Here is a 22,157-nt window from a genome sequence, read left to right as displayed (position 1 = left end):
GGCGTCGTACACCTCGCCGAACATGAAGAAGTCGGGCTTGCCCTTCGCGTGCGCGTAGTCGAGCACGCGGGTCGTCCACTGCTGCCAGAACTCGAAGTTCACGTGCTTGGCGGTGTCGATGCGGAAGCCGTCGATGCCGAGGTCGATCCAGCTCGAGTAGACGTCGACGAAGCCGTCGACCACGGTGGGGCTCTCGGTCATGAGGTCGTCGAGACCGTCGAAGTCGCCGTAGGTGACCGACTCGCCCGACCAGGTCGAGTTGCCGCGGTTGTGGTACAGCGTGGGGTCGTTCAGCCACGCCGGCACCTTGAGGTCCTTGTCGGCGTCGGCGATGACCGGCGTGTAGGGGAACGACGTGGCCGGGTCGAGCGTCGGGAACGTGTCGGTGCCCGCATACGCGTGCGGGTCGAACGCGACGCCGTTCGCGTCGGTGTAAGGCGAGGTCTTCTGGTCGATGTAGCCGTACTGCTTCTCGGAGTAGTCGATGACGTCGGCCGTGTGGTTGGCGATGATGTCGAAGTAGACCTTGATGCCCTTGGCGTGCGCCTCGTCGATGAGCGACTTCAGCTCGGCGTTGGTGCCGAGGTGCGGGTCGATCTGCGTGAAGTCGGTGATCCAGTAGCCGTGGTAGCCGGCGCTGGCGTTCGCGCCCGTGCCCTGCACCGGCTTGTTCTTGAAGCTCGGTGTCAGCCAGATCGCGGTGGTGCCGAGGCCGTCGATGTAGTCGAGGTTCTGGCGCAGGCCCGCGATGTCGCCGCCGTTGTAGAACCCCTTGTCGGTCGGGTCGAACCCGGTCGTCAGGCGGTCGCCGACGAGTCCGCCCTGGTCGTTCGACGCGTCGCCGTCGGCGAAGCGGTCGGTCATGACGAAGTAGAACTGCTCCTGGCTGCCGGGCTCTCGCACCGGCGGGGCGATGAGCGCGTCGTCATCGGCGGTGTAGCCGGCGCGCAGGCTCTTGGCCTCGACGCCGACGCGCTTGGTGTTGTCGTCGAACACGACCCGCAGGGTCGAGGGGCCGGCGATCGTCAGCGGGATGTTGTCGCCCCCGCCGTTCAGCCCGTACGACTCGTCCCACGTGTCGTTCGCGGCGACCTTGTACTCGTACGAACCCGCGGGCACGTCGAACTCGGCGGCGTACACGCCCGCCGTGTCGGTGGCGGCGAGGTCGGTCGCCGCGCAGTCCGGCTGCCAGTCGGCCGAGCACCCGAGCTCGGACTGCAGGCTGCCCACGAGGGCGAAGGTGCGCTCGGCGGCGGCGGCCGGCGCGACGGCGACGGCTCCTCCTGTGACGATGAGGGCCGCGGCCGCGAGACTGGCGACGAGCGTGCGTGCTCGGGGAGGTGTCGGCTGTGACATCAGGGCTCCTGGTTGGGGAGAAGGCACGACGACGTGCCGATGAGCTGTGCGCCGACCCTAACAGCGGATTCATAAGAAGTGCAAGCGCTTACAGTATGAGAACCCTTTCATACAGAGGATGCCGCGGCCGCCGGCATCCGCTCGCTCCCCGTTCGCGCAACCGCTTGCAGGCGCGCGACTATTCGGCGGTGCGCGCCTCGCGTGCTTGGCGGCGCGTGAGTGGCGCGGTCTCGGCGGGGACGCGGATGCCGCCCGTGTCGACCTCGACCGGGGCGCCCGCCTGGTTGGCCGCACGCTGGGCCGACAGCGCCGTGTCGTCGTCGACGGCCTCTTGCAGCGCCGACTTCTCGCGCAGCGGCGGCGTGCGGAAGAACAGCGACAGGATGAAGGCCACGATCACGACCCACATCGCGACCCAGTAGACCGCGACCGCCGAATCGTTGAAGGCGACCAGGAGCGGCTTGCTCAGCCGCGGATCCGCACCGACGAGGAACGACGTGTCGTCGATCGTGCTGTCGTCGATCGACGAGTCGCCGCCGCCGTCGGCGAACCGGTCGAGTAGCGTCGGCACGAGGGTGTCGACGAAGGCCGCCCGGTCGTCGGGGTCCGAGAAGTCGAGGGTCACCGTTCCGTCGTCCGACAGCCGGGCGGCCGGCACCTGCTTCTGGATCTCGGCGAGCGCGGCCTGCTGCGCCTGCGAGACCGCCGCGGCGGTGGCGGCATCCTGCTGCGACGCGGGGATCTGCCCGGCGTCGACCTGAGCCGCGACGGCGTCGGTCGCGGCGGTGGCGGCCTTGTCGACGCCGGCCTGCAGCTTCTGCGTCGTGGCGTCGGTGGTCTCGGTGACGATCGGCGTGTAGATCTTCGCCATGATGTCGGCGTTCTCGGGGGCGTCGGCGACGTCCGGGTCGAACGCGGCGTCGAGCGCCGTCGTGAGCGTCTCTTCGTCGGCGAACGAGGCCTGGATGTTCTGCGGCATGAGGGCGAACATCAGCGACAGCAGCACCGCGGTGCCGAGCGTGCCGCCGATCTGCCGGAAGAACGTCGAGGAGCTCGTGGCGACGCCCATGTCGCGCAGCCCGACGGAGTTCTGGCTCGCGATCGTCAGGGTCTGCATCAGCTGCCCGAGTCCGAGGCCGATCAGCAGCATGCCGCCGGCCATGAACCAGTACGACGTGTCGTACTGGAGGTGGGTCAGCCAGAAGAACCCGATCGACAGGAACGCGGTGCCGAGGATCGGGAAGATCCGATATCGGCCGGTGCGGGCGATGAGCTGGCCGCTGCCGATCGACGCGATCATCATGCCGAGGATCATCGGCAGCATCTGCAGACCGCTCTCGGTGGGCGTCGACCCGAGGACGAGCTGCAGGTAGAGCGGGATCGTGAGCATCGCCCCGAACATGCCGAAGCCGACGAACACGCCGATCACCGTCGCCATCGAGAACGTCGACGAGCGGAACAGCTTCAGCGGGATCAGCGCGTCGTCCTTCATGAGGGCCTCGACGATCACGAACGCGATGACGCCGAGCCCGCCCACGACGTAGCATCCGATCGCCAGGGGCGAGTCCCAGCCCCACACCCGCCCCTGCTCCGCGACCAGCAGCAGCGGCACGAGCGCGACGATCACGGTCGTCGCGCCCCACCAGTCGATGCGGACGGAATGGACGGGATGCCGCGGGATGTGCAGGAAGCGCAGCACGATGCCGAGCGCCACGAGACCGATCGGCACGTTGATGAGGAACACCCAGCGCCAGCCGTCGATCCCGAGGATGGTGTCGGCGCCGGCGAACAGGCCGCCGATGAGCGGCCCCAGAAGGCTCGAGATGCCGAACACGGCCAGGAAGTAGCCCTGGTACTTCGCACGCTCGCGCGGAGCGAGGATGTCGCCCATGATCGCGAGTGGCATCGACATCAGGCCACCGGCGCCGAGCCCCTGCACCGCGCGGAACGCCGCCAGCTGCAGCATCGACGTCGAGAACGTGGCGAGGATCGAGCCGATGACGAACACGACGATCGCGAAGATGAACAGCGGACGCCGGCCGAAGATGTCGGACAGCTTGCCGTAGATCGGCGTCGAGATCGTCGAGACGATGAGGTACGCCGTCGTCACCCACGCCTGCTGGCTGAGGCCGTGCAGATCGTCGCCGATCGTGCGGATCGCGGTGCCGACGACCGTCTGGTCGAGCGCCGACAGGAACATGCCGGCCATGAGTCCGAAGATGACGAACAGGATCGCCCGGTGGGTCATGACCGGCGCAGCGGTCTCTTCGGACGACAGACGGGTCTCAGACATGATGCCCCCGGATGCGGATCAGCGATGGCGATCGGGCGACTCCGTCGTCGTCAGGTCTCGGCCCATCGTAGACCGCGGAGGCGTCAGAGGCGCTCGATGATCGTCGCGTTCGCCATGCCGCCGCCCTCGCACATGGTCTGCAGACCATAGCGACCGCCGGTCGCTTCGAGGTGGGCGACGAGGGTGCCGAGCAGCCGGGTGCCCGAGGCGCCGACCGCGTGGCCGAGGGCGATCGCACCGCCCCACGGGTTGAGCCGGGACGGATCGGCGTCGAGCTCGCGCTGCCAGGCCAGCGGCACCGACGCGAACGCCTCGTTGACCTCGTACGCGTCGAGGTCGTCCATCGACAGGCCGCTGCGCTCGAGGATGCGGCGAGTGGCGGGGATGGGACCCGTGAGCATCATCATCGGGTCGTCGCCGACGACGGCGAACGCATGGAACCGCGCGCGCGGCGTGAGCCCCAGCTCGGCCGCCTTCTCCTCGCTCATGATGAGGGCCGCGGAGGCCGCATCCGTGAGCGGTGACGAATTGCCGGCGGTGATCCGCCAGTCGAGGTCAGGGAAGCGCTCCGCGAGCGCATCCGTGCGGAACGCCGGGCCGAGTCCGGCCAGGCCCTCCGTCGTGGTGCCGGGGCGCACCGTCTCATCGAAGGCCACGGCCTCGCCGTCGCCGCCGAGGACGGGGACCACCTGTGAGTCGAAGCGGCCGCGGGTCCAGGCATCCGCCGCCCTCCGATGCGACTCGGCCGAGAAGGCGTCGAGCTCGTCGCGCCCGAAGCCCCAGCGTGCGGCGATCAGCTCGGCTGACACTCCCTGGTTGACGAGACCCTCGGGGTAGCGGCGCATCACGCCCTGCGACACGGTGCCGCCGTGGGCCGACGAACCCAGCGGCACGCGGCTCATCGACTCGACGCCGGCGGCGATGACGATGTCGTAGGCGCCGGCGATCACTCCCTGGGCCGCGAAGTGCGCGGCCTGCTGACTCGACCCGCACTGCCGGTCGATCGTGACGGCGGGCACCGTCTCGGCGAACCCGGCGGCGAGCACGGCCTGGCGTGCGACGTTGAGGGACTGGTCGGCGACCTGGCTGACGCATCCCATCAGCACGTCGTCGATCTGCGTCGACTCGAGCCCGTTGCGCTCCAGCACGGCGGTGAGCACGCCGGCGGCGAGGTCCACCGGGTGGACGCCGCTCAGCGCTCCCCCGGGCTTGCCCCGCCCGGACGGGGTTCGGACGACGTCGACGATGACCGCGCTGCGCATGAGAGAGCCTCCTCCTCCGAGCCTACGTCTGCGGGAGAGGACGGGCGTCGGGCGTCGCGTAGGTGCTGCGCTGCTCGATGACCGCGAGCGTGCACCGCGAGATGCACACCAGACGCGAAGCGTCGTCGACGATGCGGATCTCCCACACGTGCGCGCGACGGCCGATGCTGGCCGGGGTCGCCGTCGCCGTGACCCAGCCCGACGAGATCGGACGGATGTGGTTGGCGTTGATCTCCTGGCCGACGACGTGGAACCGCTCGCGGTCGACGGCGAGGTAGCCCGCCCACGAGGCGAGCGTCTCGGCGAAGGCGACCGACGCGCCGCCGTGCAGCACGCCCGCCGGCTGCACGGTGCGCCGGTCGACCGGCATCCTTCCGACCAGCGCGTCCTCGCGGATCTCGACGATCTCGATGCCGAGGTTCTCGATCAGCGTGCCGTCCGCCATCGCCGGCAGATCGACGGCGGCGACATCGCCGAACCAGAGCGTCATCCGGCCGCTTCTTCTGCCCGATCGGCCACCGCGAGCGCCGCCGTGTCGGGCACATAGCCGTCGATATGGCGTTCGTCCGGGCCGTTGTACTCCGACAGCGGGCGGATGAGCGCATTCGAGGCCAGCTGCTCCATGATGTGCGCGGTCCACCCCGTGATGCGCGCCGCGACGAACAGCGGCGTGAACGTCTCCGTGTCGAAGCCGATGAGGTTGTACGCGGGACCCGACGGGTAGTCGAGGTTCGGGTAGATGCCCTTGCGCGCGACGAACTCGGACTCGAGGGTGTCGTACAGGGCCGCGACGTCGGGGCGGTCGTAGTGCTCGACGAGGGTGTCGAGAGCCGCCTTCATCGTCGGCACGCGCGAGTCGCCGCGCTTGTAGACGCGGTGCCCGAAGCCCATGATCTTGCGCTTCTCGGCGAGCGCGGTGTCGAGCCAGTCGCTCACGTTCGACGCGTCGCCGATCTCGTCGAAGATGTGCAGCACGGCCTCGTTGGCGCCGCCGTGCAGCGGGCCCTTCAGCGCGCCGATCGCACCGACGACGGCCGAGTACAGGTCGCTGAGGGTCGAGGTGATCACGCGGGCGGTGAACGTCGAGGCGTTGAACGAGTGCTCGCCGTAGAGGATCATCGAGCGGTTGAAGGCGTCGACGACGACCTCGTCGGCCTCTTCGCCGAAGGTCATCCACAGGAAGTTGGCGGCGTAATCCAGGTCGTCCCGCGGCGCGACCGGCGGGAGCCCCCGGCGGCGGCGCTGACCGTACGCCACGATAGCCGGCAGCACCGCGAACAGGCGGATGCTGCGCTCGAGGTTCTGCTCGGCGCTGCCGCTCGCGTCGAGCACCGAGCCGGTGCCGGCGAGGTCCCGCGCACCGATGAGGCTCACCGCCGTGCGCACCTCGTCCATCGGGTGCGCGTCCAGCGGCACCAGGTCGATCGTGGTGCGCACGTCGTCGGGGATGGCACGGTGTGCGCGCTCGGTCAGCCGCAGCTGCGCGAGCTGCTCGGCATCGGGCAGCTCGCCGTTCCACAGCAGATACGCGACGGCCTCGAACGGCTGCGTCGCCGCGAGCTCCTGCACGGGGTACCCGCGGTACAGCAGCGAGTTCGTCTCGGGGTTGACCTTCGAGATCGCGGTGTAGTCCACGACGACGCCGGCGAGGCCCTTCTTGATGTCGGGTTCGGTCATGTCAGTCCTTCGTGATGGTGAAGTTGAACACCGAGGTGTCGAAGTGGTTGTACTTCTCGTAGTCGATCAGGTCGTAGAGGTCTGCGCGGTGCTGCATCTCGCCGAGCTTCGACGTCAGGTGGCCGTCCTCGACGAGCGTATCGAGTGCGCGGGATGCCGCACCCATCGCGATCCTCAGCAGCGACACCGGCCAGATCACGATGTTGACTCCCACATCGCGCAGCTGGTCGACGCTGAACAGGTCGGACTTTCCGAACTCGGTCATGTTGGCGAGGATCGGCACGTCCACGGCCTTGCGGACCGCTTCGAACTCGTCGAGCGTGCGCATCGCCTCGGGGAAGATCGCGTCCGCTCCGGCATCCACGAGCGCCTGCGCGCGCCGGACGGCGGCATCCAATCCCTCCACGGCGCGGATGTCGGTGCGCGCCATGATCAGGAAGTTCGGATCCCGTCGCGCGTCGGCGGCGGCGCGGATGCGCTTGATCGCGGTGTCTTCGTCGACGACGGCCTTGCCGTCGAGGTGGCCGCACCGCTTCGGGTTGATCTGGTCCTCGATGTGCGTGCCGGCAAGGCCCGCGTCCTCGAGCGTCTGGATCGTGCGGGCGACATTCATCGGCTCGCCGAAGCCGGTGTCGGCGTCGATGATCGCCGGCAGATCGGTCATGCGCGCGATCTGCTGGCCGCGGGCGGCGACCTCGCTGAGCGTCGTGAGCCCGATATCGGGCAGGCCGAGGTCTGCCGAGAGCACGGCGCCCGAGATGTAGACCCCCTCGAAGCCCTTGCGCTCGATGAGCCGGGCTGAGAGCGGATTGAACGCGCCCGGGAAGCGGAGCAGCTCGCCCGAGGCCAGCCGCTCGCGGAACAGCCGGCGCTTCTCGTGCGCGGGAACGGTGGAGTACAGCATCAGAACAGCCCCTTCGGCGCCGGTGCACCAGCCAGCACCCCGAAGTCGGCGACGATCGTGAGCTGCTGCACCTCCGCGGGGGTCAGCTCGGGCAGGCGCTGGGCGAGGCCGAGGAAGCGCTCGATCTCGTCGGCGGTCAGCACGGGCTCCGCCAGCAGCCGGAACTTGCGCACGTAGTCCTCGCGGGCGAAGGGACGGGCGCCGAGCGGGTGCGCGTCGGCGACGGCGATCTCGTCCTCGATCACCGTGCCGTCGTTGAGCGTGATGACGACGCGGCCGCCGAACGCCTTCTCGTTCGGGTCCTCGGAGTGGTAGCGGCGGGTCCACTCCGCATCCTCGGCCGTCGTGATCTTGTGCCACAGCGCCACCGTGTCTTCGCGGCCCGCCCGCGACGGCAGGTACGAGTCGACGTGGTGCCAGCCGCCGTCCTGCAGCGCGACGGCGAAGATGTACGGGATCGAGTGGTCGAGCGTCTCGCGGGATGCGGTCGGGTCGTACTTCTGCGGGTCGTTCGCACCCGAGCCGATGACGTAGTGCGTGTGGTGCGAGGTGTGCAGCACGATCGATTCGACGTTCGCCGGGTCTGCCGCCTCGGGGTGGGAGCCGTGCAGCTTGCGGGCCAGGTCGATCCACGCCTGCGCCTGGTACTCGGCCGAGTGCTCCTTCGTGTAGGAGTCGAGGATGCCGCGCTTGGGCTCGCCCGCCGCGGGCAGCGGCACCTCGTACGTGGCGTCGGGGCCGTCGAGCAGCCAGGCGATGACGCCGTCCTCGCCCTCGTAGATCGGCGACGGCGAGGTCTCGCCGCGCATGGCGCGGTCGACGGCCTCGATCGCCATCTTGCCGGCGAACGCGGGGGCGTGCGCCTTCCACGTCGAGATCTCGCCCTTGCGGGACTGACGCGTGGCGGTGGTGGTGTGCAGGGCCTGGCCGATCGCCTGGTAGATCGTCTCGACGGGAAGGCCCAGCAGTGTGCCGATGCCGGCTGCGGCCGACGGGCCGAGGTGGGCGACGTGGTCGATCTTGTGCTTGTGCAGGCTGATGGCGCGCACGAGGTCGATCTGGATCTCGTAGCCGGTCGCGAGGCCGCGCACGAGCGCGTGGCCGTCGGCGCCGACGTGCTGGGCGACCGCGAGGATCGGCGGGATGTTGTCGCCCGGGTGCGAGTACTCGGCCGCGAGGAAGGTGTCGTGGTAGTCGAGCTCGCGCACGGCGACGCCGTTCGCCCACGCGGCCCATTCGGGCGAGGTCTTGCGGTCGAGCGCGCACCCGAAGACCGTCGCACCCGTGCCGCCGACCGACACGGCGTGGTCGAGGGCCTGCTGACGTGCCGCGCTGACGGGCGCGCGCGTGAGGGATGCCGCCGCCACGGCCGCGTTGTCGATGACGCGGTTGATGATCATGTCGACGACGTCGGCGTCGACCTCGACGGGGTCGGCGGCGATCTCGGCGAGGTGCCAGGCGAGCTGGCCCTCACGGGCGAGGTTCTCGTCGCTGCGGTGGACGCGGAGGTGGTGGGTGACGGTCATGATGCGCCTTTCTGGGTCGCTGAGCCTGCCGAAGCGTCGAGGGCGCCGAGGATGCTCTCGAGCGCGTTGTGCAGGTGGACGTGGGTGGCGTGCGCGGCGAGGTCCGCGTCACGTGCGGCGATGGCCGCGGCGATGAGCCGGTGCTCCGAGATGGATGCCGCCAGCCGAGCCGGGTTGTCGCGCGAGAGCCGGCGCACCCGGACGAGGTGCGTGCGCACGGTGCGCAGGGCGGCGGTCAGGTAGTCGTTCGCGACGGCTGCGTCGAGCGCCGCGTCGAAGCGCGCGATCAGGCCGTAATAGCCCTCGGCACCGTGGGCGGCGGCGAGGTCGACCCGCGCGAAGTCGTGCGCCAGGGCGGCGAAGGCGGCGGCATCCCCTCGCTCGGCGGCCAGCCGCGCGGCGGACTCTTCGAGCGCGCGCCGCACCTCGAAGATCTCGCGGATGTCGTCGGCGTCGATCGCGGTGACGACGGTGACGCGCGGCGACTGCTGGGCGACGAGGCCGTCGGCGCCGAGGCGTCCGAGGGCTTCGCGCAGCGGGGTGCGGCTGACGCCGAGGCGGGCGGCCTGGTCGACCTCGCCGAGGACGGTGCCGGGGCGGAGCACGCCGGACTGGATCTCGTCGAGGAGGGTCGCGTAGGCGCGATCGCTGGCACGCATCCGCAGCACCTCCTCGTCAGGAACTCCGATCAGTGTATACATAAGATCGGCGATTGGGCCAACTGCAGCTCCCCAGGGCAGTCACCGTATACAACCGGTCCGGGCGCGTGAGGAAAGCGTGAGGAGTATTCACGAATTTGTGAAACGGGCGTAGCGTCAGCGCCATGTCCACAGTCATCGCCACGAGCGGCCTCACCAAGCACTACGGCCGCGTGCACGCCCTCGACGGTCTCGACCTCACGGTCGAGGAGGGTCAGGTCCACGGCTTCCTCGGTCCCAACGGCGCAGGCAAGTCCACCACGATCCGCGTGCTGCTCGGTCTCGCCCGCAAGACCGGAGGCGAGGCATCTGTCTTCGGCCTCCAACCGTGGCGCGACGCCGTGAAGATCCACCGCCGCGTCGCCTACATCCCCGGCGATGTGAGCGTGTGGCCGAACCTGTCCGGCGGCGAGTCGATCGATCTGCTCGCGCGCCTGCGGGGCGCCTCGCGGCACGACGAGACCTACCTCGCCGAGAAGTCCCGCCTCATGGAGGCGTTCCAGTTCGACCCGCGCAAGAAGGGTCGCGCCTACTCCAAGGGCAATCGCCAGAAAGTGGCCCTCATCGCCGCATTCGCCGTGCCGGCCGATCTGTACATCCTCGACGAGCCGACCAGCGGACTGGACCCCCTGATGGACGTGATGTTCCGCCGTGAGGTCGCGCGCGTCCACGCCGCAGGAGCGACCGTCCTGCTTTCCAGCCACATCCTCTCGGAGGTCGAGCAGCTGTGCGACCGGGTCTCGATCATCCGTGCGGGCAGGATCGTCGAGAGCGGCACCCTCGCCGACATGCGTCACCTCACCCGCACGGAGGTCTCGTACGAGGGAACGGATGCCGCACCCGTCGCCGCTCTGCCGGCCGCGCACGACGCGCTCGTCGAGGACGGCCGCGTGCGCTTCACGGTCGACAGCGATCAGATCGCGGGTGTGCTGCCGGAACTCTCGCGTCTCGGCGTGGCGGGACTCCGGGTGGCTCCGCCCTCGCTGGAGGAGCTCTTCCTGCGCCACTACGGCGACGACCTCGCCGCACTGGAGGGGAACGGGCGATGAGCCGGCTCATGACGCTGCTCTGGCAGCGACTCCGGAGGGACTGGCTGCAGCTGACGCTCTGGATCGTCGGCACCATGGGACTGGCGCTGGCCGGCCTGTCAGGCGCCGCGAGCACGTACGGCTCGGAACAGGAGCGCACGGCGCTGCTCGCGACGGTCATGGCGAATCCCGTGATCCTGCTGTTCCGCGGCCTGCCGTCAGGGCCCGACGAGCACGCCTTCATCGTGTTCCTCCTCATGCCGTTCCTCGTGATGATGGCCGCCTTCATGAGCTCGTTCCTGGCCGTGCGCCACACCCGCGGCGACGAGGAGGCCGGGCGCCTGGAGCTGGTCTCGGCCACGACCGCCGGGCGTGCCCTGCCGACGGTCGCCACCATCGTCCACGGCCTCCTCGCGAACGTCGTGCTGGGCGTTCTCGTCGCGGTCGCCTTCCTCGGCGGCGGCGCGCCCCCCGAGGGTTCGCTGCTGGCAGGGTTCACCGCCGCCTGCGGAGGCCTCGCGTTCCTGGGCGTGGCGCTCTTCGCGGCCCAGCTCATGCGCACGTCGCGGGGCGCGAACTCCCTCGCGGTGTGGGTGCTCGTCGTGACGTTCTTCATCGCCGGGATCGGCAATGCCCTCGGCACCCCCAGCGACGACCTCACCCACATGGAGAGCTCATGGCTGACCTGGCTCTCCCCCTTCGGATGGGCCGAGAACACCCGCGCCTTCGACGAGAACCTCTGGTGGCCGGCGCTGCTGTGCCTCGCCGCGTTCGTGGTGCTGGCAGGGGCCGCACTGGCGCTCCAGACCGCCCGCGACCTCGACGCGAGCATCATCCCGGAAAGGCGCGGCCGTGCCGCCGCGCGCCCGGCACTGTCCTCCCCGACAGCGCTCGTCACGCGACTGGCGACCGGCTCCACGATCGGCTGGATGGCGGGCGCGTTCTTCGCCGGCGCCCTCTCGACGTCGCTCGGGTCCGTGGTGAACGAGATGGGCTCTGACAACCCGGCCGTCGCGGAGATGCTGAAGGCGCTGTCTGCCGAGGCCGACCTCGAACAGGCCGTCGTCGTCGTGTTCTTCACCATGGTGGGCCTGCTCGCCGCGTGCGCCGGCGTCCAGACGGTCGCGCGCGCCCGGCAGGAGGAGGCTCACGGTACTGCCGAGCCAGTCCTCGCGAGCCCGGTGCAGAGGGTGCGGTGGCTGGCGGACTTCGTGGTCGTGGGGTTCGTCGCGATCGTGCTGACCTGCATGGCCGCATTCGTCGGGGCGTGGGCCGGCGCCGCCGGGAAGGACAACGGGTCCGACCTCACTTCTGACGCATTCGTCGCCGCATGGGGTCAGGTGATCGCCGCATCCGTCTTCCTCGTGCTCACCGCCCTCATCTTCACGCTCGCGCCGCGGTGGACGATTCCGCTCGGCTGGACCCTCGTCACCGCGGCGATCGTGTTCGGGCTCTTCGGGCCCCTGCTGGGCCTTCCGGAGTGGGTGACGAACCTGTCGCCGTTCTCGGTGGCACCTGTTCCGAGCAACGGCGACGTGGACCTCCGCGGGATGTGGTGGCTGGTGCTGGCGATCGGGGTCGGGGCTGCGGCATCCCTGGCATTCATGCGTCGACGCGAACTGGCCTCCGCCGGATAGGCGACGATATGACGATGGAGCACCCCGGCATCGAACCCGCGGAGCAGGCCGCCGCCATGCTGACGGCGGCGGGCATGCCGCGGATGCCCGCCCGGGTGCTCATGGCCCTCGTCGGCTCGCCCGACGAGGGCTACACCGCGGCCGAGCTCGCCGAGAGGCTGGGCGTCTCAGCCGCCGCAGTGTCGGGGGCGGTGCGCTATCTCACGTCCATGCGGCTGATCCACCGACTGTCGCGACCGGGCGACCGTCGTGACCGCTACGACCTGACGGGAGACGCCTGGTACGGCATGATCACGTCGAACGCGCCCCTGTACGCGAGTCTCGCGGGCTTCATGGAGCGCATCGCCGACGAGAACCCCGAGGCGCCCGCATCCGTCGAGCGGGCGAGAGAGATCGCCGACCTCATGAGGTACCTCGCCACGCGGATGCCCGAGCTCGTGGAGGAATGGCGGGCAGGGCGCGAGACGCCGTCGCCCAGGGCCGACGCCGCGACCGGGTAGCCTTGCCCGAGTGACAGACGCGCCCTACATCGTTGCCACCGACGGAGCCTGCAAGGGCAACCCAGGTCCCACCGGGTGGGCGTGGGTCGGCGAGGACGGGCACTGGGCGGCCGGGTCGATCCCCGTCGGCACGAACAACATCGGCGAGCTCATGGGGCTGCTCAAGGCCATCGAGGACCACTCCGACGTCGGGGACCTCGTCGTGCAGGCGGACTCGAAATACGCGATCGACACCTACACGAAGTGGATGGACGGTCACCGCCGCCGCGGCTGGAAGACCACCACCGGCGCGCCCACCAAGAACGTCGACCTGCTCGAGCAGCTCATCGCCGCCCGCGATGCCCGCGGGGCCGCCGTCCTCCCCGACGTCGGGCTCTAGCACGTCCGCGGCCACTCCGGCCACGTGCTGAACGCGTGGGCAGACGAGCGCGCCGTGCGCGCGTCCGAGCACGCCGCCAAGGGCATCGCGAGCGCCTGGTCGTCGCTCGGCGCCCAGGACCGCATCGACGTGTCGACGCGCCCCAAGAACGGGCGCTGACGCCTCAGAGCTGCGCGCGGTACTCCCGCCACACCTCGCCGAGGCGGCGCACGCCTTCGTGCAGCACCGCCTCGGGCGCCGTGTACGGGAGCCGGATGTGGTCGTCGTAGGTGATGGATGCCGTGAACTCGGTGCCGCCGGCGACAGAGACGCCGCGCATCGCCGCGGCCCGTGCGAACGCCGTCGCCGAACCCACCGGCAGCCGCGCCCACATCGCGAGCCCGCCGCGCGGCGGGACGGCCTGCCACCCCGGCAGGTGCGCGGCGATCGCGTCCGCGAGCTGCCCGGCGGCCGCCGCGTGGGTGGCGCTGACGTCGAGGCGCAGCACCCGCGCCTGCTCGACGAGGTCGAGCGCGAGCAGCTGGGCCGGAACGCTCGTCGACTGATCGACGAGCTGGCGCACGCCGCGCAGGCGGCGCACGAGCACGGGGTCCGCCCGCAGCCAGCCGACGCGCAGGCCCGACCAGCACCACTTCGACAGCGAGTCGACCACGATGATCGGCGCATCGGGTCGCAGCGCCGCGAGCGTCGGCGGCACGACGCCGTCGAACGAGACGTGCGCGAGCACGCGGTCCTCCAGCACGGGCACGCCGTACTCGGCCGAGAGGTCGGCGAGCCGCTGCCGATCGGGTCCGGGCAGGCGCGTGCCCGTGGGGTTGTGGTGATGCGGGTTCACGGCGATGAGCACGGGGCGCAGAGCCGCGACGGCCGCTTCGAGCTCATCGACGTCGATCCCGTCCGGGCCGATCGTGATGCCGTGCACGCGACCGCCCCGACGCCGCACCGAGTCCGCGAGGCCCGGCCACGTGACGGATTCGGTGAGCACCACGTCGCCCGGCGACACCAGCTCGTCGACGACGAGGCTGATCGCCTGCTGGGCGCCGTGCGTCACCAGGATCTGCGCCGCCGTGGCCGGCGTACCCTCCTCTTCGAAGAGTGCGGCGATGCGCGCCCGAAGGACGGGCAGCCCGGCCGGGTCCGTCTCGGCGAGCGTCACCGGATCGAGAGTCGGCGCGTGGGCGCTCACGATGTCGAGGGCGAGCTGCGGCATGGCGGGGACCGCCCGCAGCAGGTCGATCCCCGACGGGAGCGCCGAGAACAGGCTCTCGCCGCGTGCCGTTCGCTCTCTCGCGGGCAGCGCCGCACCCAGGTGCCCGGCGATGCGCGTGCCGCTCCCCTGGCGGCGCTCGACGAGCTCGTCCTCCGCCAGCAGCGCGTACGCCGCGACCACCGTGCCGCGCGAGACCGAGATCGCGGTGGCGAGTCCCCGCTCGGGCGGCAGCCGGTCACCGGGACGCAGCTCGCCGCCTTCGACGAGCGCGGCGATCGCCTGCGCCAGCCGCACAGTCAGCGTCCCCTCGCCGTGCGCCCATCTGCCGAGCCGGGACACGAGACGGGATGCCTCCACCGTGCCGCCGAGGGCCACCCGGTGGTCCACCAGCCGCTCATTGGCCCTGTCGATCGTCGTCATGACATCGCATTCTGGTCCAATGTTCCGCACTCACACCAGCGTTCCGCAGACGGTCAGTCCAGTTGCTCCCGATTGGACCATTCGCGAGCTCATGGCGTGGATCGCGGCCGACGACACCCGCTGCCACGACGAGACGCTCCGGCCCGTCCTCACCGCCGTCGCCGAATCCGCGCGGCCCGGCTCACTGCTCCGCCCCACGTCGACCGTGGCCCTCGTGCGGGCGGTCGCCGCGCGCCTGCGGGCCGAGCCCGCGACCGGCGAGCGGCGCGTGGGCGACGTCGCACCCGGCCGGACCGCGGCGCACGCATCGCGCGCACCCCGGCACACGGTCGTGGCGCGGGCGGCGGCATCCTCTCCTGAGCCGGGCACGCCGGCTCAGTGGCAGAGCCCGCGCTGACCTGCGTGGACCGGATGCCTCGACCCGGCCCGTCAGCCGGCGTCGGTGACGCCCTCGTACAGGGCGATGGTGTTGCCGTCGAGATCCTCGATCACGGCCCACCAGCTCGTGGGTGAGATCTCGGTCCTGCCCTTCACCACTCTGCCGCCGGATTCCTCGGCCTTCGCGAGGGTCTCGTCGATCGAGTCGACCTCGACGTAGGAACGGGGCTGTGTGAACCCCTCCTCGCGGGGCGCCAGACCGCCGCCCGAGATCTTGTTGGGCGCCTGCCACATGGGGTAGCCCTCGTAGCCGGGGATCTCCGCGATCTGCCAGCCGAACAGGCCGGAGTAGAACTCCGAGGCCTTCGCGAAGTCGCTGACCGGGATGTCGATGTGGGTGATGTCGCCGTGAGCCATGGTGGGTCCTCTCGTGCGGTTCGACCCGGTCAGTCTCCGCCTCCGCCGGGAGGGGCACAAGGGGGCTCAGGCCTCGTCGAGCTGCTTCCGCAGCGCGTCGAGCGCGGGGCGCTGACCCTTTACGAGACGCTCGTGGGCGGCATCCACACGGGTCCATTCGACGCGGTCGACCTCGGGGAACCGTGCTGTGCGCCCCGAGCGCGGCGGCCACTCCAGCTCGAACTCGCCGAACTCGAGGCCTTCGAGCGACAGGTCCGTGCCGTCGGCGACGAACACCGTCACCCGTTTGCCGGACGAATAGGCGAACGTGCCCAGCTCGGCGTACGGCGGCTCCGGCGGATCGATGCCGAGCTCTTCGCGGAACTCGCGCCGCGCGGCATCCATCGCGCCTTCATCGCCCTCGGCGTACTCGCCCTTCGGGATCGACCAGGCGCCGGCATCCTTGCTCGCCCAGAACGGCCCGCCCATATGCGCGATGAGCACTTCGAGGTCGGGCACGAGCCGGTACAGCAGGATGCCGGCGCTGGTCGTCACCATGGCGTCAGACCAGACGCGACTTCGGCGACACCGTGTAGGTGTTCTCGGGGTCGCTGAAGACGACATCGCCGAGCGCGGCGTCGATCGCGGCGAGCGTGTCGGCGTCGAGCACCACGCCCGAGGCCTTGACGGTCTCGGCCAGCTGCTCGGGACGGGATGCCCCGACCAGCGCCGACGCCACGTTCTTGTTCTGCAGCACCCACGCGATCGCGAGCTGCGGCATCGACAGACCGGCCTGCTCGGCGATGGGCTTCAGGCGCTGGACGGCCTCGAGCACCTCGTCGCGCAGGAACGACTTGATGAAGTTCGCGCCGCTCTTCTCGTCGGTCGCGCGCGACCCGTCGGGGACGGGCTGCCCGGGAAGGTACTTGCCCGACAGCACGCCCTGCGCCATCGGCGACCACACGATCTGCGAGATGCCGAGCTCCTCCGACGTCGGCACGACCTTGCCCTCGATGACGCGCCACAGCGCCGAGTACTGCGGCTGGTTCGAGATCAGCTGCACGCCGTAGCTCTTGGCGAGCGCGTGGCCCTCGCGCAGCTGCTCGGCCGTCCACTCCGAGACGCCGATGTAGAGCGCCTTGCCCTGGCGGACCACATCGGCGAAAGCCTGGAAAGTCTCTTCGAGCGGCGTCTCGTAGTCGAAACGGTGCGCCTGGTACAGGTCGACGTAGTCGGTGCCGAGGCGCCCCAGCGATCCGTTGATCGACTCGAAGATGTGCTTGCGGCTGAGGCCGGTGTCGTTGGGGCCCTGCGGGCCGGTCGGGAAGTAGACCTTCGTGAAGATCTCGAGCGACTCTCGCCGCTGCCCGGCCAGGGCCTTGCCGAGCACGACCTCGGCGGCGGTGTTCGCGTAGGTGTCGGCGGTGTCGAAGGTCGTGATGCCGGCGTCGAGCGCCGCGTGCACGGTCGCGATCGCCGCGGAGTCGTCGACCTGCGAGCCGTGGGTGACCCAGTTGCCGTACGTGATCTCACTGACCTTGAGACCGCTGTTTCCGAGATATCGGTAGTTGACCATGAGAAAACGCTACCCGCCCCGGCGGGAGAGCCGGGGCGGGTAGCGAGGATCCGATGCGGATCAGCCGACCGGAGCGGTCTCACCTTCGGTGGCGTCCTCGACCGGTTCTCCGGACTCGTCTGCCTGCGCGGTCTCGGCGAGCGCACGCGCCTCTTCGTCCAAGTCGGTCGCTGCCTGCTCGAACTGCGAGTTGTACAGACGGTAGTACGCGCCCTGGCTGCTGATGAGCTCGTCGTGCGTGCCCTGCTCGACGATCCCGCCGTTCTCCATCACGAGGATGAGATCGGCGTCGCGGATGGTCGACAGACGGTGCGCGATCACGAACGACGTGCGTCCTTCACGCAGCGCCGCCATCGCGTGCTGCAGCAGCAGCTCGGTGCGGGTGTCGACCGATGAGGTCGCCTCGTCGAGGATCAGCACCGAGGGCTGCGCCACGAAGGCACGGGCGATCGTGATCAGCTGCTTCTCGCCGGCCGAGATGTTCGACGCGTCCTCGTCGAGGACGGTGTCGTACCCGTCGGGCAGCGAGTGCACGAAGCGGTCGACGTACGTGGCCCGGGCGGCGGCGAGGATCTCGTCGTCGGTGGCGTCGGCGCGCCCGTAACGGATGTTCTCGCGGATGGTCCCGGCGAACAGCCACGGGTCCTGCAGCACCATGCCCGTCTCGGCGCGGATGTCGCGGCGTGTCAGGTCGGCGATGTTCTGCCCGTTCAGCAGGATGCGACCGCCGTCCAACTCGTAGAAGCGCATCAGCAGGTTGACGAGCGTCGTCTTGCCGGCGCCCGTGGGGCCCACGATCGCGACCGTCTGGCCGGGCTCGACCCGGAACGAAAGGTCGTGGATGAGCGGCCGGTCCGGCGAGTACGAGAACGCGACGTCCTGGAACTCGATCGTGCCGTCGCCCTCCACCGGTGCCGGGGCGTCCTCGGCGTCGGGCTCCTGTTCGGGCTCGTCGAGCAGCTCGAACACGCGCTCGGCCGATGCGGTGCCGGACTGCACCACCGCGGCCATGCCGCCGAGCTCTGCCAGCGGCTGCGTGAACTGCTGCGAGTACTGGATGAACGCCTGCACATCGCCGAGTCGCAGCTGGCCGCTCGCGACCATGAGCGCGCCGAAGACCGCGATGCCCACGTACGTCAGGTTCCCGATGAACATCATCGCGGGCATCATGATGTTCGAGAGGAACTGCGCCTTGAACGAGGCCTGGTAGAGCTCTTCGTTCTCGTCGCGGAACGCCTCGCGCGACGCCTGCTCTCGGCCGTAGACCTTGACCAGGGCATGACCCGAGAACGACTCCTCCACCCGCGCGTTGAGACGGCCGACCTTGCGCCACTGGATGCCGAACGCCTTCTGCGACCGAGGGCCGATGACACCGAACAGCACCCCCATGAGCGGGAAGCTGACCAGCACGACGAGCGTGAGCTGCCACGAGATCGTCAGCATCATGATCAGCACGCCGATGACGGTGAGCACGCTCGTGAGCGCCTGCGACAGCGACTGCTGCATCATCTGCGTGATGTTGTCGATGTCGTTCGTCACGCGCGAGATGAGCTCCCCGCGCTGGACGCGGTCGAAGTAGCGCAACGGCAGGCGGTTGATCTTCGCCTCGACCTGCTCGCGCAGGCGCCACATGCCGCGCACCATGATGACGTTGATGACGTAGCCCTGCAGCCACATCAGCAGCGACGACGCGAAGTAGAGCGCCATCACGATGAGCAGCACCCGGCTGAGCGCCATGAAGTCGACGCCCGCCCCGGGGACGAAGTGCTCCATCGCCGACACCATGTTGGCGAGGTCCTGCTGGCCCTGCGCCTCCAGGCCGGCGACGACCTGCTCCTTCGTGGCATCCGCGGGCACCATCGACGACACGACGCCCTCGAAGAGGATGTTCGTGGCCTCGCCGAGCACCTTGGGCGACAGCACGGCGAGCACCACGCCGATCGAGCCGAGGATCGACACGAACACGAACGCCCACGCGTTCGGACGCAGCAGGCCGATGAGACGGCGGAAGGACGGCCAGAAGTGCGCGGCCTTGCCCGGTGCGACGGCGCCGCTCCAGTCGTCGGCCGCGATGCGCGCCTGCTCGCCGAGCTCGATCTCGGCCTTCTCTTCGGCGCTCAGCTCGGCCACTGCCTGGCGCGCCCGCCGGCGGGCCTTCTTCTCGGTCTGGGGCTGTTCGGCACTCATCGGGCGACCTCCGCTCCGAGCTGGGATTCGACGATCTCGCGGTAGGTCTGGCTCGTCTCGAGCAGCTGCTCGTGCGTGCCGATCCCCACGATGCCGCCGTCATCGAGGACCACGATGCGGTCGGCGTCGGTGATCGTCGAGACGCGCTGGGCGACGACGATCTTGGTGACGTCCGGAAGCTCCCGCCACAGCGCCTGCCTCAGCCGCGCGTCGGTGGTGAGGTCGAGGGCCGAGAACGAGTCGTCGAACACGAGCACCTGCGGCTGGTGCACGATGGCGCGCGCGATGGCGAGCCGCTGACGCTGCCCGCCCGACACGTTGGTGCCGCCCTGCGCGATCGGCGCATCGAGCCCCGCCTCCATCTGGCTCACGAAGTCGCTGGCCTGCGCGATCTCGAGGGCGCGCCAGAGCTCGGCGTCCGTCGCATCCTCCCGGCCGAACCGGAGGTTGGAGGCGATCGTCCCCGTGAAGAGGAAGGGACGCTGCGGCACGAGGCCGATCGTGCTCCACAGGGCTTCGAGGTCGGCCTTGCGCACGTCGACCCCGCCGACCTCGACGACGCCGTCCGTGACGTCGAACAGGCGCGGGATCATCGACACGAGGGTGGACTTGCCCGCGCCGGTGGAGCCGACGACGGCGACGGTCTCACCGGGCGCCGCGCGGAAGCTGATGCCCGAGAGGATCGGATGCTCGGCGCCGGGGTAGGTGAACGCGACGTCGCGGAACTCGACGGTGCCCGGCGCGGGGAACTCCGACGCCGGCTCGGCCGGCCGCGCCAGCGACGAATCCGTGCCGAGCACCTCGCCGACGCGCTCGGCCGAGACGGCGGCGCGCGGGATCATCAGCGTCATGAAGCTCGCCATCATCACGCCCGAGAGGATGATCATGGCGTACTGCATGAAGGCGAAGAGCGTGCCGATCTGGATCTCTCCGCTGTCGACCTGCTGGCCGCCGAACCAGATCACCCCGATCACGGTCATGTTGAGGATGAGCATGACGGCCGGGAACAGCACCACGAAGAGCGACCCGACCTTGCGCCCGACCACCATGATGTCGGTGTTGGCCTCGCGGAAGCGCTCCTCTTCGATGGGCTCGCGAACGAACGCGCGGATGACCCGGATGCCGGTCAGCTGCTCGCGCATCACGCGGTTCACGCCGTCGAGCTTGCCCTGGTAGCTGCGGAACAGCGGCACCATGCGGGCGATGATGAGGCCCGCGACGACGAGAAGCACGGGCACCGCGATCGCGATGATCCATGCGAGGCTCGCGGCCTGCTCGATCGCGAGGATGATGCCGCCGATCGCGAGCAGCGGCGCCGTCACGAGGAACGTCGCCCCCATCATCGCGAGCATCTGCACCTGCTGCACGTCGTTCGTGTTGCGGGTGATGAGCGAACCCGCACCGAACCCGGTGACCTCGCGCTCGGAGAAGCCCGAGACGCGCTCGAAGATGTCATCGCGGATGTCGCGGCCGAGCTTCATCGCAGCGCGCGCGGCGAACCAGGTCGCGATGATGGAGGCGACGATCTGGCCGAGCGAGACGGTCAGCATGACCAGGCCGGTGCGCCAGATGTAGTCGGTGTCGCCCTTCGAGACGCCGTTGTCGATGATGTCGGCGTTGAGGCTCGGCAGGTAGAGCGAGGCGATGGCGGAGGCGGACTGGAACAGCAGCACCCCCAGCAGCAGCCAGCCGTACGGTTTGAGATATCGGACGAGGAGTTTTGCCAGCACGAGGTTCCCCTGAGGCGCGTTAGGGCACGCGGACGAGCGCGCAGAAGGTGTGATCTCACCCTGGCACGGGCTGCCGACATCACGGCAGGCTCGTTCGCGGAGGGCGGACGGTGGACGCGGGATGCCCTTTCCCGGTGGCATCCGCCCGTCACTGTAACACGATATATCGTGTCATGAGAAGACCGGATGCCGCTTCCCCGGGCCCCGCGTGCGCCCAGGGAAGCGGCATCCTGTCGTCCACGTCAGCTCGCCGCGCGCCACGCCTCGTAGCCGACGGCGTCGATCACCGCGTCGTCGCGCACGGGCACGAGGCTGGTCTCGCCGACCACGCGGCCGAAGTAGCCGGCAGCCGGGTCGACGACGACGGCGCGCGCGTCGCCGCGGTCCGACAGGTCGCGCCGGAGGAACTCGGCCAGCGGGGCGCGCTCGGGTCCGGCGATCTCGACGGCGCCGGCGGTCCGCGCCTCCGCCGCGTCGGCGAGGGCGCGCGCGACGGCCTCTGCCGCGACGGGCTGCATCAGCGCCGTGCCGATGCGCACCTCGCCGTCGACGGTGCTCGCGTCGGCGATCTGCGGGAGGAACTCGAAGAACTGGGTCGCGCGCACGATCGTCGACGGCACCGCGCCCCCGCCGATCAGCCGCTCCTGCACGACCTTGCCCGCGAGGTACCCGCGGGCCTCGGGGTTGCGGTCGATCCCGACGATCGACAGCGCGACGTGGTGGCCGACGCCCGCCCGCTCCTCGGCGGCCAGCACGTTGCCGGTCGCGGCCGTGAAGAAGTCGATCACGCCCGCTTCGTCCCATGCCGAGGACTCGGTCGCGTCGACGACGACATCAGCTCCCGCGAATGCGGCGTCCAGACCCGTCCCGGCGACGGCGTCCACTCCGGTCGAGCGCGAGGCCGCCACGGCCTCGTGGCCGCGCTCCGCCAGCAGCGCCACCACGCGTGCGCCGATCCGACCCGTTCCACCCAGCACCACGATCTTCATACGTCTCTCCA

General features: G+C 70.0%; 19 protein-coding genes and 1 pseudogene. 5 read left to right on the top strand and 15 right to left on the bottom strand.

Going from position 1 to position 22,157, the window contains the following annotated elements; genetic code table 11:
• From ACTHNQ_RS05705 to ACTHNQ_RS05670, 8 genes are all read right to left on the bottom strand, one after another.
• Positions 1–1,356: alpha-amylase family glycosyl hydrolase (locus ACTHNQ_RS05705; RefSeq protein ID WP_440331886.1), on the bottom strand; the 1,356-nt coding region annotated here is incomplete at its 3' end.
• A gap of 178 nt (positions 1,357–1,534) precedes the next feature.
• Positions 1,535–3,649 (bottom strand): MDR family MFS transporter, encoded by a 2,115-nt coding sequence (locus ACTHNQ_RS05700; protein WP_440331884.1) that lies wholly within the window; start codon positions 3,647–3,649, stop codon positions 1,535–1,537.
• An 83-nt stretch (positions 3,650–3,732) separates the two neighbouring features.
• Complete coding sequence (locus ACTHNQ_RS05695) at positions 3,733–4,911, bottom strand: thiolase family protein (protein ID WP_440331882.1); 1,179 nt, start codon at positions 4,909–4,911, stop codon at positions 3,733–3,735.
• A 22-nt stretch (positions 4,912–4,933) separates the two neighbouring features.
• Positions 4,934–5,401: a hotdog fold thioesterase gene (locus ACTHNQ_RS05690; protein ID WP_440331880.1), complete on the bottom strand. Its 468-nt coding sequence runs from the start codon at positions 5,399–5,401 to the stop codon at positions 4,934–4,936.
• On the bottom strand, positions 5,398–6,588 hold the full coding sequence (locus ACTHNQ_RS05685; RefSeq protein WP_440331879.1) for a bifunctional 2-methylcitrate synthase/citrate synthase: 1,191 nt from the start codon (positions 6,586–6,588) through the stop codon (positions 5,398–5,400). Before ACTHNQ_RS05685 ends, ACTHNQ_RS05690 begins: the two co-directional genes overlap by 4 nt.
• 1 nt (position 6,589) lies before the next feature.
• Positions 6,590–7,492 carry a methylisocitrate lyase gene (gene prpB, locus ACTHNQ_RS05680; protein ID WP_440331877.1) on the bottom strand — a complete coding sequence of 301 codons (903 nt, stop codon included), beginning with the start codon at positions 7,490–7,492 and terminating at the stop codon, positions 6,590–6,592.
• Positions 7,492–9,018 carry an MmgE/PrpD family protein gene (locus ACTHNQ_RS05675; protein WP_440331875.1) on the bottom strand — a complete coding sequence of 509 codons (1,527 nt, stop codon included), beginning with the start codon at positions 9,016–9,018 and terminating at the stop codon, positions 7,492–7,494. The genes prpB and ACTHNQ_RS05675 overlap by 1 nt, the downstream gene beginning before the upstream one ends.
• Positions 9,015–9,677, bottom strand: coding sequence for a GntR family transcriptional regulator (locus ACTHNQ_RS05670; RefSeq protein ID WP_440331874.1), 663 nt, complete (start codon positions 9,675–9,677; stop codon positions 9,015–9,017). The genes ACTHNQ_RS05675 and ACTHNQ_RS05670 overlap by 4 nt, the downstream gene beginning before the upstream one ends.
• A gap of 164 nt (positions 9,678–9,841) precedes the next feature.
• Between ACTHNQ_RS05670 and ACTHNQ_RS05665 the strand changes: the two genes are divergently transcribed.
• The 4 genes and pseudogenes from ACTHNQ_RS05665 to ACTHNQ_RS05650 all read left to right on the top strand — a co-directional run bounded on the left by ACTHNQ_RS05665 (position 9,842) and on the right by ACTHNQ_RS05650 (position 13,419).
• Positions 9,842–10,765, top strand: coding sequence for an ATP-binding cassette domain-containing protein (locus ACTHNQ_RS05665; RefSeq protein ID WP_440331872.1), 924 nt, complete (start codon positions 9,842–9,844; stop codon positions 10,763–10,765).
• 8 nt (positions 10,766–10,773) lie between these two features.
• Entirely contained in the window at positions 10,774–12,381 is a 1,608-nt protein-coding gene (locus ACTHNQ_RS05660) for an ABC transporter permease (RefSeq protein WP_440331870.1), read from the top strand.
• Positions 12,382–12,389: 8 nt separating this feature from the next.
• The gene (locus ACTHNQ_RS05655) at positions 12,390–12,881 is read left to right on the top strand and encodes a GbsR/MarR family transcriptional regulator (protein WP_440331868.1); all 492 of its coding nucleotides are present in this window, start codon (positions 12,390–12,392) and stop codon (positions 12,879–12,881) included.
• Positions 12,882–12,891: 10 nt separating this feature from the next.
• A pseudogene (locus tag ACTHNQ_RS05650) lies at positions 12,892–13,419 on the top strand (ribonuclease H family protein).
• 4 nt (positions 13,420–13,423) lie between these two features.
• On the opposite strand, the gene yczR reads toward ACTHNQ_RS05650, so the two are convergent.
• Positions 13,424–14,890 carry a MocR-like transcription factor YczR gene (gene yczR / locus ACTHNQ_RS05645; RefSeq protein ID WP_440331866.1) on the bottom strand — a complete coding sequence of 489 codons (1,467 nt, stop codon included), beginning with the start codon at positions 14,888–14,890 and terminating at the stop codon, positions 13,424–13,426.
• Between the two features lie 91 nt (positions 14,891–14,981).
• Here yczR and ACTHNQ_RS05640 point away from each other — a divergent pair, with 91 nt between their 5' ends.
• Entirely contained in the window at positions 14,982–15,287 is a 306-nt protein-coding gene (locus ACTHNQ_RS05640; protein ID WP_440331865.1) for a hypothetical protein, read from the top strand.
• A 32-nt stretch (positions 15,288–15,319) separates the two neighbouring features.
• Here ACTHNQ_RS05640 and ACTHNQ_RS05635 read toward each other — a convergent pair whose 3' ends face one another.
• The 6 genes from ACTHNQ_RS05635 to ACTHNQ_RS05610 all read right to left on the bottom strand — a co-directional run bounded on the left by ACTHNQ_RS05635 (position 15,320) and on the right by ACTHNQ_RS05610 (position 22,146).
• Positions 15,320–15,685, bottom strand: a complete 366-nt coding sequence (locus tag ACTHNQ_RS05635; RefSeq protein WP_440331863.1) for a VOC family protein — start codon at positions 15,683–15,685, stop codon at positions 15,320–15,322.
• A gap of 66 nt (positions 15,686–15,751) precedes the next feature.
• Complete coding sequence (locus tag ACTHNQ_RS05630) at positions 15,752–16,222, bottom strand: NUDIX domain-containing protein (RefSeq protein ID WP_440331861.1); 471 nt, start codon at positions 16,220–16,222, stop codon at positions 15,752–15,754.
• Positions 16,223–16,226: 4 nt separating this feature from the next.
• Complete coding sequence (locus tag ACTHNQ_RS05625; RefSeq protein ID WP_440331859.1) at positions 16,227–17,240, bottom strand: aldo/keto reductase family protein; 1,014 nt, start codon at positions 17,238–17,240, stop codon at positions 16,227–16,229.
• Positions 17,241–17,300: 60 nt separating this feature from the next.
• Positions 17,301–19,427 (bottom strand): ABC transporter ATP-binding protein, encoded by a 2,127-nt coding sequence (locus tag ACTHNQ_RS05620; protein ID WP_440331857.1) that lies wholly within the window; start codon positions 19,425–19,427, stop codon positions 17,301–17,303.
• The gene (locus ACTHNQ_RS05615) at positions 19,424–21,157 is read right to left on the bottom strand and encodes an ABC transporter ATP-binding protein (RefSeq protein ID WP_440331856.1); all 1,734 of its coding nucleotides are present in this window, start codon (positions 21,155–21,157) and stop codon (positions 19,424–19,426) included. Before ACTHNQ_RS05615 ends, ACTHNQ_RS05620 begins: the two co-directional genes overlap by 4 nt.
• A 242-nt stretch (positions 21,158–21,399) precedes the next feature.
• The gene (locus ACTHNQ_RS05610) at positions 21,400–22,146 is read right to left on the bottom strand and encodes an SDR family oxidoreductase (protein ID WP_440331854.1); all 747 of its coding nucleotides are present in this window, start codon (positions 22,144–22,146) and stop codon (positions 21,400–21,402) included.
• Positions 22,147–22,157: the final 11 nt, after the last annotated feature.

The sequence above is a fragment of the Microbacterium sp. genome (genome assembly GCF_051953575.1).
In the GTDB taxonomy this organism is placed as follows: Bacteria; Actinomycetota; Actinomycetes; order Actinomycetales; family Microbacteriaceae; genus Microbacterium.
The sequence above is the reverse complement of the archived record's forward strand: the minus strand, read 5'-3'. Positions and strand labels throughout refer to the sequence as shown.